This window comes from Hymenobacter sp. NBH84, from assembly GCF_014217645.1.
Classification (GTDB): Bacteria; Bacteroidota; Bacteroidia; order Cytophagales; family Hymenobacteraceae; genus Hymenobacter; species Hymenobacter profundi.
Genome location: NZ_CP043644.1, coordinates 1,087,988 through 1,102,678, shown reverse-complemented (window position 1 = coordinate 1,102,678; position 14,691 = coordinate 1,087,988). Strand labels below are relative to the sequence as shown.

Annotated in this window: 12 protein-coding genes; 3 read left to right on the top strand and 9 right to left on the bottom strand. The window is 55.7% G+C overall.

Translation table 11 applies throughout. The features are described from left to right. Window positions 1-76: 76 nt before the first annotated feature. The gene (locus tag F1C16_RS04600; RefSeq protein WP_219733402.1) at window positions 77-2,137 is read right to left on the bottom strand and encodes a hypothetical protein; all 2,061 of its coding nucleotides are present in this window, start codon (window positions 2,135-2,137) and stop codon (window positions 77-79) included. 461 nt (window positions 2,138-2,598) lie between these two features. Between F1C16_RS04600 and F1C16_RS04595 the strand changes: the two genes are divergently transcribed. Then, window positions 2,599-3,183 carry a hypothetical protein gene (locus F1C16_RS04595; RefSeq protein ID WP_185283188.1) on the top strand — a complete coding sequence of 195 codons (585 nt, stop codon included), beginning with the start codon at window positions 2,599-2,601 and terminating at the stop codon, window positions 3,181-3,183. Between the two features lie 136 nt (window positions 3,184-3,319). Here the strand turns inward: F1C16_RS04595 and F1C16_RS04590 are convergent, their stop codons facing one another. From F1C16_RS04590 to F1C16_RS04580, 3 genes are all read right to left on the bottom strand, one after another. Further along, the gene (locus F1C16_RS04590) at window positions 3,320-5,230 is read right to left on the bottom strand and encodes an ABC-F family ATP-binding cassette domain-containing protein (RefSeq protein ID WP_185283187.1); all 1,911 of its coding nucleotides are present in this window, start codon (window positions 5,228-5,230) and stop codon (window positions 3,320-3,322) included. Between the two features lie 93 nt (window positions 5,231-5,323). After that, window positions 5,324-5,752, bottom strand: coding sequence for a hypothetical protein (locus F1C16_RS04585; protein ID WP_185283186.1), 429 nt, complete (start codon window positions 5,750-5,752; stop codon window positions 5,324-5,326). A gap of 355 nt (window positions 5,753-6,107) precedes the next feature. Continuing rightward, window positions 6,108-7,622: a PD40 domain-containing protein gene (locus tag F1C16_RS04580; protein WP_185283185.1), complete on the bottom strand. Its 1,515-nt coding sequence runs from the start codon at window positions 7,620-7,622 to the stop codon at window positions 6,108-6,110. A gap of 149 nt (window positions 7,623-7,771) precedes the next feature. On the opposite strand from F1C16_RS04580, the gene F1C16_RS04575 reads away from it, so the two are divergent. Further along, on the top strand, window positions 7,772-8,290 hold the full coding sequence (locus tag F1C16_RS04575; protein WP_185283184.1) for a GNAT family N-acetyltransferase: 519 nt from the start codon (window positions 7,772-7,774) through the stop codon (window positions 8,288-8,290). An 84-nt stretch (window positions 8,291-8,374) separates the two neighbouring features. Here F1C16_RS04575 and F1C16_RS04570 read toward each other — a convergent pair whose 3' ends face one another. The 3 genes from F1C16_RS04570 to F1C16_RS04560 all read right to left on the bottom strand — a co-directional run bounded on the left by F1C16_RS04570 (window position 8,375) and on the right by F1C16_RS04560 (window position 10,713). Continuing rightward, window positions 8,375-8,707, bottom strand: coding sequence for an ASCH/PUA domain-containing protein (locus F1C16_RS04570; RefSeq protein WP_185283183.1), 333 nt, complete (start codon window positions 8,705-8,707; stop codon window positions 8,375-8,377). 151 nt (window positions 8,708-8,858) lie between these two features. After that, window positions 8,859-10,487: an amidase gene (locus tag F1C16_RS04565; protein ID WP_185283182.1), complete on the bottom strand. Its 1,629-nt coding sequence runs from the start codon at window positions 10,485-10,487 to the stop codon at window positions 8,859-8,861. A gap of 43 nt (window positions 10,488-10,530) precedes the next feature. Then, on the bottom strand, window positions 10,531-10,713 hold the full coding sequence (locus F1C16_RS04560) for a DUF2256 domain-containing protein (RefSeq protein WP_185283181.1): 183 nt from the start codon (window positions 10,711-10,713) through the stop codon (window positions 10,531-10,533). Window positions 10,714-10,851: 138 nt separating this feature from the next. On the opposite strand from F1C16_RS04560, the gene F1C16_RS04555 reads away from it, so the two are divergent. Further along, window positions 10,852-11,856 (top strand): gluconolaconase, encoded by a 1,005-nt coding sequence (locus F1C16_RS04555; protein WP_185283180.1) that lies wholly within the window; start codon window positions 10,852-10,854, stop codon window positions 11,854-11,856. 97 nt (window positions 11,857-11,953) lie between these two features. Here the strand turns inward: F1C16_RS04555 and F1C16_RS04550 are convergent, their stop codons facing one another. Together F1C16_RS04550 and F1C16_RS04545 are read right to left on the bottom strand one after the other, a co-directional pair. After that, window positions 11,954-12,322 carry a DoxX family protein gene (locus F1C16_RS04550; protein ID WP_185283179.1) on the bottom strand — a complete coding sequence of 123 codons (369 nt, stop codon included), beginning with the start codon at window positions 12,320-12,322 and terminating at the stop codon, window positions 11,954-11,956. Window positions 12,323-12,483: 161 nt separating this feature from the next. After that, window positions 12,484-14,661 carry a hypothetical protein gene (locus F1C16_RS04545; RefSeq protein ID WP_185283178.1) on the bottom strand — a complete coding sequence of 726 codons (2,178 nt, stop codon included), beginning with the start codon at window positions 14,659-14,661 and terminating at the stop codon, window positions 12,484-12,486. Window positions 14,662-14,691: the final 30 nt, after the last annotated feature.

The window sequence follows — 14,691 nt, the reverse complement described above, 5'->3', positions numbered from 1 at the left end:
ATAGGGAGGTGCTCAGAAAACGAAAAACACAGCACGCCAGGTAGCACCACGCAGCTACGTTCATCAATTTCAGAGGTTATTTCAACCGGACCTCCACCAGCATATCGTTCCTTAACGCTCGCTGTAGTACAACCTTACCCTGTTGGACGACCTTTACCTGGAGCTTACCCTTGTCTCGGCGAAGGTCAACATCAAAGGTCGTGTTGAACGCTCTTACTTTGCTGATAGTGAGATAGTCCCACGTAGTTGGCAAATTTGGGCGTAGGGTGAAAGAATTGAACCCAGTTGGTTCGAGGCCGAGTATGCCTTCGGTGAAGATCCGGCAATACAAGGCGCTTTCGGCGGATAGATGCGCCATGCCGTTTTCCGGCCAAGCTTCCACGGCATAGGGTACCCGAAAACCAGTTAGCCGCGTGGTGGAGTAGGACACTAAGCGCTCCAAAGCCCGATCCGCTGCGCCCGCCTTAAAGGCTCCACGAAACGCATACAGGCTTCCTCGGTCCCAAAACACTTGCGGGGAATCCGTCCCTGGTTTCCGTTCGGTCAGGACGCCGTTGGCCGACCACAATTTACCGAACAACGCATCCAGCGTGCCGGCTTTGCGTTGGGTTAGGCCCACCACCAAGGGTAGGCAGATCCAGCTCCTTAACGTTGTATTTTCTTTGTAGTATTTATACGTGTGCAGGCCTTCTATCTCCGCCCCAAAATGCTTCTCAATAGCCGTTGCTACTCGCTGCGCCCGTTGTTGATAGGTTGAGCTCAGGGCGGCGGGCTTCTGCATGGCCCTCACTAACCGAGCCGCTTGAATCAACGCCCCATAGTATAAGGACGAGGTGGAAAGATTGGCTGAGCCAGAAGGGAAACGACCTTCCAACTCGTCGCTTTCCGACGCCACAATGCCCTCTGGCGTGGTTCGTTTATGGCAGTAGTCCAAGCACCACGTAATCAAGGGCCATAGCTCCTCAGCTTTTTTCTTATCGCCTGAGGCGAGCAGAAAGTGCGTAGCGCCAAACGCAATCATCGCCGCGTCGCCGCGGTCACGCTCTCCGAAGGGAAAGGTGACATCCATTTCAAACGAAGCCCAGATTTTGCCTCCGTCTTTGGGCAGGTTGCGCTGAAAGATGCGGTAGGCGTTCATGGCGGCCTGTACGCCGGTTTGATACCCCAAATAGGGAAAGAAGGGGCCGCTGTACTCGGCCTGGTCATTGGCCCAGATTCCGACGTAATAGTTGCCGCCACCCGGCGAATGGACCAGCCCGTAGCGGGAGCGAAAAATGCTTTCTGCGGCCCGGATCTTGGAGAAATAGAACAAAGTATTAATGACCTTGTCGGGCGAGTGCAGATGCAGATTGGTGGCGATGCTATCCAGGAACGTATCGCGGCTTTGCTCGATTGCGGCTACGGAGACGGGTGGCTCTGCTTCGTCGTTTAGCGTTGCGAGGAAGTAAATGCCAAAGTCATACTGCTTTCCGGGTTGTAAGGTGACGTTGCGCTTGGCATCGCTGAAGACTCTGCGGCGGTACGTGCCGTGCCAGCCTGCCTCTTCCTGCTTGAGTTCGGTGGCCCCAATTCCTACCGTATGGGGCGTCTTGCCGGTGTTAATCAAGGTCCACTTCTCCACCAAGCAGCGGTCTTGCATCGAAGGAAAGAACGAACGAACCACGGTAAGGCCGTCTCGTTCCTTGAAATAAAAGCTGATTTTGCCGTTGATCCTGACGGAGTCTAACACCCCGGTTTCGTACTTTTTGTCCGCCAGCGTGAGGACGGGCAAGAGGTCATCGGAGTAGGTATCGCGTAGGTAGGCGCGGTATAGCGACTCGTTCGATTTGGTGTATTTGCGCAGTTGCGGAAAGAGAATGTCGCGGGTAATGTGCACCTGCTTCGCCTTATCTACCTCGTAGCGAATGATGCCAGAAACCTGCGTGCCCGACAGTTCAATATTGTCGTTATGAGGAAGCCTGGTTTCACGGGTCAGGTCCCAAGTGATGCTATTGTCTGCATTCGGGCGCCAGAATAGCTCCTTTTGGTTTTTGAAGTCTTGCGCTTGACTTTGGGTGATACTGCCAATAGCTAAAACAAACAGGACGGCTAGGTAGGATTTCGTACTCATCAGATACATTGTGGTAGGAAACGGCATAGGGTATTTGCTTCTATGTACCGCCTAGATGACTAACTCAACGAGTGCTGGTGATGGACATCCCAAGTAGCACGCAGGCGGCAGCCAGAAGTAGGAAGAGCAAAATTTAGGAAAGTCGCATAGTGCGAATGTACGGCTAGGCGGCTATTTTGCTGCTGCTGATGATTTGTATGCTTTTCAGCGCTGCATTATTTAGGATTTGCTAGGACACAACAGCATTACAACCACCAAAATCTACACCTAATGTAGCTCGACGCAACCGCCCTGCTTCCCCATTTGACGACTTGGCCCTGAAAAATTACTGTAGCGCTTATAGCCCATGCAGAGTACATATAAACGCTGCTGTGTTGCGTATTAAGAAAATAGTGGCGCTATTACTACCACAAATTTGACAGCGCTTATAAGCGCGTTACCACCAATGCTAAAATAACAGCGTAATGAAATTTTCACGATATATAGTTATGCTGGCCTTGCTCGCCTTGACATCTTGCATGACAAACAGACTAATATTTGAAGGCGAAGAGTTTAAACAATATGATAAGCTTAACATTAAAACGGCAATACAATTAGAAAGAAAAAAACACTCAAAAGACATCACACCTAATTATCTAATCGAAATCGGAGAAGGAATTTATCCTAACAAGAACAAATATATTTTAGCAACACCAAAATCTTATAAAATCAAAGAGAAACCGGAGTTTAAACTTGAAACTGAATATTTTTATGCTGTAAATGATAATCTAGTAAAAGTAACTCTTTATCAATGGAATTATTTACAAAAAAAGAACAATGACTTTTTTGTAAAAGAAAATTATACTAATAAATTCAAAGCATTTCAGGTAAAGTTTGACGACTTAACTTCTAAATTGATAAAAGAATTTGGAGAACCTATTTCAATAAGCATTGAACAAGGAAAAATAGAAGACGAGACATTTAGAGATGACTTAAAATTTAAACGAGCAGACGGACTAAATGCATATTTGTTTATGTTTGGTAACAACAGTAATGGCTATAGACAAATAAGACTTGCAATTTATAAAGACTAATAATGGAGAAATCAGTGGTAACAGCCGTTTGTCGCAATCTTCCTACAGCAAGCCGTTCAACGTTGCCACAGAAACCAAAAAGCCCCGCCCGAAGCACAGAGCTTCCGGCGGGGCTTTTTGCATGCCAGTAACTACACTACATTTCCGCTAGCATTTCCCAACGGTCATTCAGCTGGGCCAGCTCTTTTTTCACCTGCTCAAATTTGAGAGTAGCGTCTTTCAGTTGGGCCGCGTTTTGGTAAATCTGCGGGTCGGCGAGTTGGGCTTCGTATTGGGCCAGTTCCTTTTCCCGCTCATCAATCTTCTTCTCTACCTCAGCCAACTCTTTTAGAGCTTTTTTCTGGTCGGGGGAGGGGGTTTTGGCGGGGGAAGCGTCGGCTTTCTTCTCCTCTTTGGGTAGGGGCTTGGGGGCCGAGGGCGAGGGTAGGCCGTTTTTCTTGGCTTCCTTCTCGCGGTCTTCCTGCCACTGCTCGTACTCGGCGTAGGTGCCGGGGTACTCCTTCAGCTGGTAGTCCTCGATGTACCAGATTTTGGTGGCCACGTTCTCCACAAAGAAACGGTCGTGGCTGATAACGATGAACGTACCCTCGAACTGGTCCAGGGCCTGAATCAGGATGTTCACCGACTGCATGTCCAGGTGGTTGGTCGGTTCGTCGAGCAGCAGGAAGTTGGCCTCCGAAATCAGGGTTTTGGCCAGGGCTACGCGACTTTTCTCGCCACCACTCAGCACCTTGATCTTCTTGAACACCTGGTCGCCAGTGAACAGGAAGGAGCCCAGCACCGTGCGCAGCTCCATTTCGTTGCGCTTGGAGCCGGCCTCAATCATCTCCTGCAAAATCTCGTTTTCGATGCGCAGGCTTTCCAACTGGTGCTGGGCATAGAAGGCCATAATCACGTTGTGACCCAACTGGTGGTTGCCAGCGGTAGGCGCCTCTGTGCCGGCCACCAGGCGCATCAGGGTAGACTTGCCCTTGCCGTTGGCCCCAATCAGCGCAATTTTGTCGCCGCGCTCGATGTGCACGTTGGTGTCGCGGAAGATGGTTTTCTCATCATACTTCTTGGTCACGTGCTCCATGCGCAGGATATGCCGGCCGGGCTGCACCGAGAAGCGGAACGAGAAGTTGACCTTGGCCGCCTCGGGTGCTACGTCCTCAATGCGGTCCATCTTGTCCAAAGCCTTTTGGCGGCTTTGGGCCTGCTTGGCCTTGCTGGCTTTGGCTTTGAAACGCTCAATGAAGCGCTCTGCCTGCCGGATGGCAGCCTGCTGGTTTTCGAAAGCACCCTTCTGAATCTCGTTGCGCTCCTCCTTCTCTACCATGTAGTAGGAGTAGTTGCCGGCGTAGGGCACCAGCTTACCGCCCGTTACCTCTACCGTGGTATTGGTGGTGCGGTCCAGAAACTCGCGGTCGTGCGATACGATGATGACAGCGCCTTCGTAGCCGGCCAGGTAGTTCTCAATCCACTTGATAGAGGGTAGGTCCAAGTGGTTGGTGGGTTCGTCGAGCAGCAGCAGGGAGGGTTGTTGCAGTAGGATTTTTGCCAGCATCACGCGCATGCGCCAGCCACCCGAGAACAGCTTCAGGGGCTTTTGCAGCTCCTCCGTCGTGAAGCCCAGACCTTCCAGAATTTCCTCGGTGCGAGCCTGCATGGTGTAGCCGCCCAGCGCCTCGAAGCGCTCCTGCAAGTCGGCTAGCTTATCTACCAGGTCGTCGGTGTAGTTGGTTTCAAATTCCAGCAGCGTCTCGTCGATCTGCTTCTGCAAAGCCAGCGCCTCGCCAAAGGCCTGCATGGCCACAATAAGGATAGGCTCGTGCGAGTCGTAGCTCAGTAAATCCTGGTTCAGGAAGCCCAGGGTCACTTCCTTGCCCATGCTGATGCTGCCACCGTCGGGCTTGTACTCGCCTACCAGGATGCGCAGTAGCGTCGATTTGCCCTGCCCATTCAGCCCAATCAGGCCGATTTTGTCTTTGGGCTTAATGTGGAGGTTGGCCCCGTCGTAGAGCGTGCGCGAGCCGAAGTGAAAGTCTAAGTCGTTGATGGAAATCATTACCTACTTTGCTGTAAGGAGGCAAAGGTACGACCTATCTCGTTGAGGTTTGGCGAGAAATTATCAGTGTCTATGCAGGCACCAATCCTTCAATCAATATGCTTTGCAGCTTCTGACTACTTTATTATCAAGAGAATAGCTAGTCAATTGAAGAATATAGCCGTGAGGATCTTCTAACGCTAGGTATTGACTACTTTCACCATCCCTATTCGAAATGATGATTTTTGGCTCGTCTGCTGATGTGTAAGAAGGCTGTAATTCTTTGAACCTAACAAAAATGCTTTGAAGGTCATTTACACCCCAAAAGCCTCTTACTCGCAAATCATAAGGTTCTGTGTATCCAGTCTTCACTATTACATCATGCTGTCCATCTCCCAAGTTGAACCGGAGTAAGCTGATGTCATTCACGTCTACAAGTTCGTAGGATGGCGAAATGCCGAATACATACTTATACCACTCTCGGATTTCCTCAAGGTATGCTTTTGTAAAGGCAACTTCTTGATGCACCATGTTTTCAATCATAAAATTCAGATTTTTTGTTGTTTATGATATTTCACATAAAGTTATAAATTAATTTATATATCATATACTACCTTCGCCGTAACGTACGGTAAACACCTCGCCAACACGGTTGCCTATAAACGGCGAAACCCCGGCTGTTGGCGCAGCCAGGGTTTCAGAAGTGGGTGCATGTACACCCTAACTTCTACTGGAATGAAAAGGGACGTACAAATCCGGATGAGTTGCACTTTGAGTGCAAGTTCCGAGTTACCAGCATCTTCCTAGTGAAGGTACTGGGAGCAATTGGCGGCGCTAGTGGAGCAGTCTAAAATGTCAACAAATATTGACGTTTGCTATACTGCATTACTCATCTCCCCTACTTCCCCGCATCCGCGCTGTTGCTCACAAACGCCACGCGCTTACTGTCCGGCGACCACGAGGGCGTGTTAATGGTGCCCTGCCCGCCGTAGAGGTAGGCAATGACCTTGGGCTCGCCGCCCGCGATGGGTAGCAGGCGCAGGTACACGTGCTTGTAGAACGGATGGTCGTTGGGAGACACTTCATCCTTTAGGAAGGAGACGAACACCAACCACTTGCCATTGGGGGAGACGTGCGGAAACCAGTCGTGGAAGTCGCCGTGGGTGACGGGCTGCTGGTCGGTACCGTCGGCGCGCATCCGCCAGATTTGCATGGTGCCGGTGCGCACCGAGTTGAAGTAGATATAGCGGCCATCGGGGGTGTACTCGGCGCCGTCGTCGAGGCCAGCAGCGGTGGTGAGGCGTACTTCTGGCCCGCCGGTGGCCGACACCCGGTAGATGTCGAAGTCCTTGTTCCGCTCGCCAGTGAACAGCAGGTACTGCTTGTCGGGCGACCAGCTGTGCAGGTAGGACGGCCCGCGGGGGGTGATTTGCCGAGGCGTGCCGCCGGTAGCGGGCACCGTGTACACAATGGAGCCACCCAGTTTATCCACGCCACTGCTCAGCCCCAGCATAGTCCCGTCGAAGGAAAGCACGTGGTCGTTGTTGTTGTTCTTGACGTCGCCGGTGGGTAGCACAGTTGGCTTTCGAGCGGCCAAGTCGAAATTGTACATCAGCCCGTCGCTGTTGTAGACCAGGCTTTTACCGTTGGGGCGCCAGTTGGGTGCCTGCAACGATTTGGGCGAGGTATACACGATTTCGCGGTGGCCGTTGGCTACGTTCAGTAGCTCAATGTGGCTGCCCAGGTAATCCCTATAGGGCGTAAGGCCGGCTGGGGCCGGAATAGCAATGCGCACGTCGCGGAACACGGCTTTCTCAACCACCCCGGCGTTGTGCGATGTTACAAATAAGCCCACATACACGGCATCTCCCAGCGCCACATCCGTTACCTGCTGCACCGTGAACGGCTGCCCGAACCGAGCCACGCGCATGGTGTAGGTAGTGCCGGTGCGCTCCAGTTGAATGACATCGGCCCCCGTGATGGTTGCCTGCGTTTCCGCGGTGGCGTCCCCCACTGTTTTGCGGAATTGTAAGGAAGTCAGCCCGTCGCCGTGCACGGCGGCGCTGATGTGAGGAGCATTGCCAGCGAGACTCTGGCGCACCATCCAGCCCAGCTTGCGGTGCGGCTCTACCCCCTTTGGAGTTTCGAAGTTGGCGCGGGCGTACAGAATAAAGTCGCCAGTGAGCTTCTTGTACACGAACTGAAACTCGTCGTGGTCACCCCAAATATTGGTGCCCGCACCCGTCACCTTATACTGTTGCGTGGCGGGCAGGTAGGTGGCACTGCCCGGTTTCACATTGGTGCCAATATCCTGGTGGTCCGTGAAAATGCCGAGGGTGGTTTGTGCATGCACTGCCCCCTGAACGAGGACGAACAACAGCAGCAAGGCAGTTTTTTGAAGGAAAGAGCGCATAAAGGTGGGTAGGATGGACGTTAGCCTGATGGCAGACAGAGGTGACAGAGCGGATACAGCTAAAGGTAACAGATTCACTGGCTACTACAGTGACTTTTCGCCGCGCCAACTCAGGCCTTTTTCAGAGCATCAGGCCGTATGTTTGCCGCATGATTCCTACCCTCGTCCCCGCTACCCCCGCCGACATTCCCGAGCTGGAAACCCTTGTTAACCAGGCCTACCGCGGCGAAGCTTCCCGCCAGGGCTGGACCACCGAGGCCGATTTGCTCGACGGTACCCGCATCGATGCAGTCGAACTACGCCAACTACTGGCAACACCCGGCGCCACTATCCTCACGGCCCGCGACGCAACCGGTACGCTGGTTGCCTGCGCCTACCTGCACGCGCAGCCGCCACGCTTGTACCTGGGCATGCTCTCGGTGCAGCCCACCTTGCAGGCGAAAGGGGTAGGAAAGCAACTATTACAAGCCGCCGAGCAACACGCCCGCCAGCACGGCTGCCACCTATTGAAAATCACCGTCATCAGCGACCGAACAGAACTGCTGGCCTGGTATGAGCGCCAAGGCTACCAGCGTACCGGCGCTACAGAACCCTTCCCTACTGCTACCCGCTTTGGGGTACCGCGCAAGCCATTGGTACTGCTAGTGCTGGAGAAGCAGCTTGCGTAGCGTTTTGGCATTCGGGGACACCTCAAAAAGAAAGGCCCTGACGATTCGCCAGGGCCGTTTCTTTTTGTAAGGTGCAAGGAAATACTACCACAAGCTGGTATTGGTGATGCCGGGCGGCAACGGCGGATGCTCGGCAAAGCCCAGCACGCACCAGCCGGCCTCTACCCCAAATGCGCCGCCGTGCAGCACGTAGCTGATCCAGCGGGTGAGGACACGGCCGGTATACTGCTCGCTTTCGGGCTCGAACTCACGCAGTAGCACCGCGTCGCCTACCTGAAAATTCCGGTCATTTTGGCGTACGTCGAAGGGCTTGGTGCGGGCCTCCACGGCCGAGAAGCAGGAAGGCCAGATTTTTAGCTCGTGTGTTTGGTGAGTAGCCGGCGCACCTTGAACGGGAAGAATTGCTATAGATGTCATGACGAAGAGTCGGTTTAAATGAGACAAGGGTTCCAATAGGAACCAGTTCGGGCTCAAAAAGTAAGTGTAAGAGCCACGTATTCACCTAAATATAACATAGGCATATCGAAATACGTGCAAACACCGACCCAACTTGCCACCACCTCGTCTCCTACCCTACCAGCGGACCACGGAACTGCGGAGCCTTGCGTTGCCGGGCGGCTTGCTCGTAGGCGTAGGCCAGCGGCAACAGCGCCGCCTCCTGCCAGGCCCCGGCCACAAACGACAGGCCCACCGGCAACCCGTGCGCCTGCCCCATCGGCACCGTGATGTGAGGGTAGCCAGCCATAGCAGCGGGCGACGAAAAGCCGGGGCCAGGCCAGTAGTCGCCATTCACGAGGTCGATGCAGGGCGCGGGGGCGTTGGTGATGCCCACAATGGCGTCGAGTTTGTGGGTTTGTAGGGCCGCATCGAGGGCGCGGCGGGCACCCTCGTGCGACTTGCGTAGGGCCTCTTGGTACTTTGCGCTGGCGAGGCCATCGGTTTTTTCGGCCTGTTCCAGAATTTCCTGCTGGAAAAACGGCATGGCCTTATCGGCGTGTTGGGTGTTGAAGGCAATAACGTCGGCCAGCGTTTTCACCGAGGCATTGGCCGTGGCTAGATACTTATTTACGCCGTCTTTGAACTCGTAAAGCAACACGTCGAACTCAGCGCCACCGAGCGGTTCAACCTCTTTCAGCAGGTCGATTTCCACCACTGTGGCACCCTGCGCTTTCAGCAATTCCACTGCTTGCTGGAAGAGCGGCACGGCGTCGTTGTTGCCGGTGAGGTGGGCTTTTTCTACCCCGATGCGCTTGCCTTTCAGGCCATTGACATCAAGGAATTGGGTGTAGTCGGTGTGTAGCTTGCCGGCGCTGGCTTGGGTAGCGTCGTCCTGGGCATCGGGGCCGGCGAGGGCGCCGAGCAGCACGGCAGCGTCGCGTACGGTGCGGGCCATGGGGCCGGCCGTGTCCTGGGTAGCCGAAATCGGGATGATACCCGTGCGGCTCCACAGCCCTACCGTGGGCTTAATGCCCACTACCCCACTGCACGACGACGGCGACACGATAGAGCCATCCGTCTCCGTGCCAATGGCAATGGCGCACAAATTGGCCGACACGGCCGCGCCTGACCCCGACGACGAGCCGCTGGGCGTGCGGTCCAGCATGTTCGGGTTTTTGGTCTGACCACCGCGGCTGCTCCAGCCGCTAGTGCTGCGTGAGGAGCGGAAGTTGGCCCACTCGCTCAGGTTGGTTTTGCCCAGCAGCACCGCGCCGGCTTCGCGCAACTTCTTCACAATGAATGCATCCTGCGCGGCTTTATGCCCGCTCAGCGCCAGCGAGCCAGCGGTGGTTTGCATCTGGTCGCCGGTGTCAATGTTATCCTTGATGAGTATTGGCACGCCGTGTAGCGGCCCGCGCACCTTGCCCGCTTTGCGCTCCTGATCCAGCTGGTCGGCAATGCGCAGGGCGTCGGGGTTCAGCTCGATGACGCTGCGCAGGGTAGGGCCGCTTTGGTCGATGGCCTTGATGCGCTGTTGGTACAGCTCCACTAGGCTGCGGGCGGTGCGCTGGCCGCTTTGCAGCTGCTGTTGCAAGTCGCTCAGGGTTGTCTCGTGCAGCTCAAACGCGTCAGGGGCGGTATCAGGTGGCGTGGTGGATGTCTGCGTAGCTGGCGCTTTAGGGTCGCAGGCAGGTAGGGAGAAGGTGGAAAGGGCCAGCCCGGTCAGGCCGCCGTTGCGCAGAAATACTCGTCGGTTCATCGGCTGAATTTTCTGCGTAAGATACGGGGCTAGCCGGGCTTTCCTACGCTGGCAACGAGGTCGTTTTGGGGCGGTTGCGCTGGCATTTCTCGCCGCAGTATTTCACTTCGTCCCAGCTGTTGCGCCATTTCTTGCGGTATTCGAAGGGGCGCCCGCACGTCAGGCAAATTTTGGTGGGCAGGTTGCCCTTGGTGAGCTTGGCGGGGAGGTTGCTGGCGGCAGGCATGGCGGGGTAGGGAAATCGACAGGGTAGGAAAACCTTCTTTCAAACGGCGTGCGCAGGCGAAAGGTGCGCACGCTATAACCCTACTTGGTGGCGCCGCCGTAGTGCTTTGGTACACTGTTCACCTTACCACTACTTTCCATGTCTGCTTTTGCTACCTTCCGGCGCCCCGCGCTGCACGTGTTTCCGTTGGCGCTGTTGGGCTTGCTAGCTACCAGCTGCAACGATGATTCCGACTCGGACCCCGATGCGCCCGACACTATCACCTTCACGCAATCGGCGCTTTACCCCGAGGGCGTGCAGTACGACGCCGCCAACAACCGCTTTCTGGTCGGCTCCCAAACCCGCGGCACGATAGGTCAGGTGAAGGATGACGGCACCTACAGCGTTTTTGCCGAGGATGCCCAATTAGTTTCTACCATTGGTATGCGCGTAGACGATGCCCGCAACCGCGTATTAGTAGCCGTGTCTGACCCTGGCTACAACACGGCCCGCACCACCGACGCTACCAAGCGCAAATTGGCCGCCGTGGCCATTTTCAACCGCGATAACGGCCAGCGCATTGCCTACGTGAACCTGGGCGCCCTGCGCCCCAACGCCGCCGGCCACTTCGCCAACGACATTGCCGTAGACGGCCAGGGCAACGCCTACGTGACGGACAGCTTTGCTCCCATTATCTATAAAATCGATGCGCAGGGCACGCCTTCCGTGTTTCTCGAAAACACCCAGTTGGGCGCGCCTGCCGGCTCGTTCGGCCTCAACGGCATTGTGTATCATCCGGATGGTTATTTGCTGGTAGCAAAATCGGATGAAGGCGCGCTGTTTAAAGTGCCGCTGAATAATCCGGCGTCCTTCACGAAAGTGACAACCAGCGTGAACCTAAAGGGTGCCGATGGCTTGCTGCTCTACGATAACACCACTTTGCAGGCTGTAGCCAATGCCCAAAGCACCGTGTACCGCCTCACCTCCTCCGATAATTGGACTTCCACTACCTCTACTGGCACCTTCACCACGCCGGCCGTGTACCCTACTACCCTCGCCCGCCGCGGCTCCGACACGTACGTGCTCTACTCCCACCTGAACGCGCTGCAAGCAAACCAACAGCCGCCCGTATCGGAATTCACGATTCAGGAAGTGGATTTTTAAAACCTACCCTTGGTCTTACAACACAGCTTCGGCTTTACCTTCGGCGGTCTGCTAGTAAAAGAGATTTACTGGCAGACCGCCGAAAGTAACAACCAACTTAGACTGTGGTAGTTGCTGGCCGCCGCAGCCACAATACCACCAGTAGCAAAAGCAGCAATACAATGGCTGGCACGCCGCCTGCCAGACCGCCAGGAATTTTAGTGGCGTGCAGAACAACGGCGCCGATCATGATGATAATCAACCCCAACGCGGCGGGTCGGACAAAGCGCGGTACCAGCAGGCCAATGCCCCCCAGTACTTCGGCAGCGGCAACAACATACGCCAACGCGCCCGGTAACCCCAGGCCACCAAACATGCCAACCGTACCAGGCAGGTCCATAAACTTTCTGGCGCCGGAGGCAATGAAAGCCAGGGCTAACAAGGCTTGCAGAACCCAGGCAATGATGTTGCGAGCAGATGCAGACATGATGAAAAATGGTTGTGGAGTTAAAAATGGGACTGAACGTAGCAATGCACTCTTGCTGCTATAATAGTAAGCATTGTTCGACTCAAAGACTACTACCCATTAGTAGGAAAGGCTATTCTATTGTTGGAGTTGATTGGTAAACCCAAGTCACTGAGCATATACTACTTATCTACCAGTTTATCCTGCTGCTCGCTGAGCGTTTTGCTGAGAGGTGCGGGCACGCCGGCGCTGTTCAACATACCGCTGACAATACCCTGGCGCCATAAGGTGAACACCGATACGCGGAGGTCGCGGGCGGAGGTCATGCGGCCTACCTGGAGCTTACCCTTGCGTGGGTTATCATCGCGCAGAAATAGGCCGTTGACAAGGGTTGTTTTCAAGCGAGAGCCGAGCGTTTTGTGGTCGGCACCACCTTTTTGGCTGAGCATGGTCAGCTTGAGGTCGGAGTAGCTGGCCCACATGGGGCCTGTTACCCGCTGGCGGTTGGCCTGCATGCGGAAGCGGATATGCTTCACTTGTCCGCTGCGGAACAACAACTGCTTGGTAGGCACCGTCATCGGGTTCAACATAGAGAGCTGTCCTTCGCTGAAAGTGCCCGTAATGGTGTGCTGCCCGTTGGGGTCGAGTAGATTGGCCGTGAGCGTGGCTTGCAGCTGGCAGCGGTTTTGCAGCCACGCCGTGGCGTGTACTACTGCCGGATGCGCCGCCGACATTCGGTGCGGGTCGTTGGAGAAATTCTCAATTGTGCCCGACACGCGGTTGATTGTCAGCTGACCTGGTTTGGCATTTTGCGGCGCCCGGTAGATGGTGTAGAGCGTCCCATTTTGCACATTGATGCGCCGTACGTCCAGCGTGAACCCCAGGTGGCGTAGGGCTTCGGGCGTTGCTACGGAGTGCTCAGGATTTAGGGCAAAACGACCATCGCTGCGGGTTTGGATGCGCGGTTGCCGGATGGTCAGCGTTTGCATAATCAGGCAGTGCTGATGCGTGAGGGCCGCATACTGAATAGCCGTGGCCCGCACCTGCGGAATGAGCACCGTTACGTGGGGCGCCTGGTGGTGCTTGCGCCGCGAAAGCTCCACTACCGATACCAGTGGCCGCAGGCGTATATTATTGATTTCCAGCAATCCACCACGCGTAGCTAAGTGTGCGCTTTGGCAGGCCAGTTGGTAGAACGGTGGGTCGAGCCGGGCCATTACCACGCCGGTGCGCACGTCCCACTGCTGGGCGTACAGCACCCGCTGCTGGTCCTGCGCCCCCACCGAATCGACCCGCAGGTGGCTACCCTGCACCGCAATGTGTTGCGACCGGGGCTGCTCCTCCACCCCACGAATGCGCGCCGAGGCATTGGCTAGCAACAGATGCTCTAGCTGCACCCGATCAAGCCACGGCGCCAGCAGTTGGTGGATGGGTGGCGGCGACACCCGCGGAGCCGTCATATCCAGGTCGCAGGCCAACAGCAGCAGCGTATCGGCCCGAAACTGGTGACGCATTAGGGCAGCCGTGTGCAAACCCGTGAGTAAAACCCGCGGCAGGTGCAGAGAGACGCGGGCATTGCGGCTGCGCACCTCGCTCAGCGGCTGCTGCGGCCGCACCACCACCGAATCGAACACCAGCGTACCCGGCTCGGACGCGAACCGCACGCTACGCAGTGCCAGGCGGTGCTGCGCAGCCGAGGCAACCAAGTGCCGTACGTGTGCGGTTACGGCTGCTGCGTAGCCTACCCGCTGCGAGTCGGCGGCCCCAGCAGCGCTAAGCAGGATATCGCGCGCCGAGAGGTCTGCCTGCTTCCAGGCTACACCCGTTTGCGGCGCAGGCTGGTAGGCGGTCTGTACGTGGCGAAGCGACAAGTAACCCAGTCGTATCCCTTCCAGGTGCAGGGGTAGGCGCTGGTAAAGGGGCTGCGACTTCTTGGCTGCGGGCAACCTTCCCAGCAAGCGAATATGCAGGGAATCAAGCACCAAGCTGTCGATAGGCACCGTGCCACGTTGCACCAACTGCCATAGGCCTACCCCCGTCAGGCGGGCGTGGCCTAGGGTGAGCTGCACGGGTGGCAGCGCGGCTGTATCGTTGGTAGCAGGGCCTACCGTACGCAGCTGCACCCCGCGCACATACACGCTTTGGTGCCACAAGCTGGTTTGCAGTTGTGCAATGTGTAGCTGGTAGCGACCGTGTGTACCTTCAGCTACCTGATTTTCCAGGTACTGGCGCAGCCAGGGGTCAAGAGCCAATAACGCTGCACCTACCAGCGCTACCAGGCCTAACACCACCCAGTACCACCACCGCCAGGTAGGCGGCGCAGGGGGAGTAACAACCGGAGCGGGAGAAGCTGACGACACGGAATAATAAAAAAGAAAGAATGCCTTTGT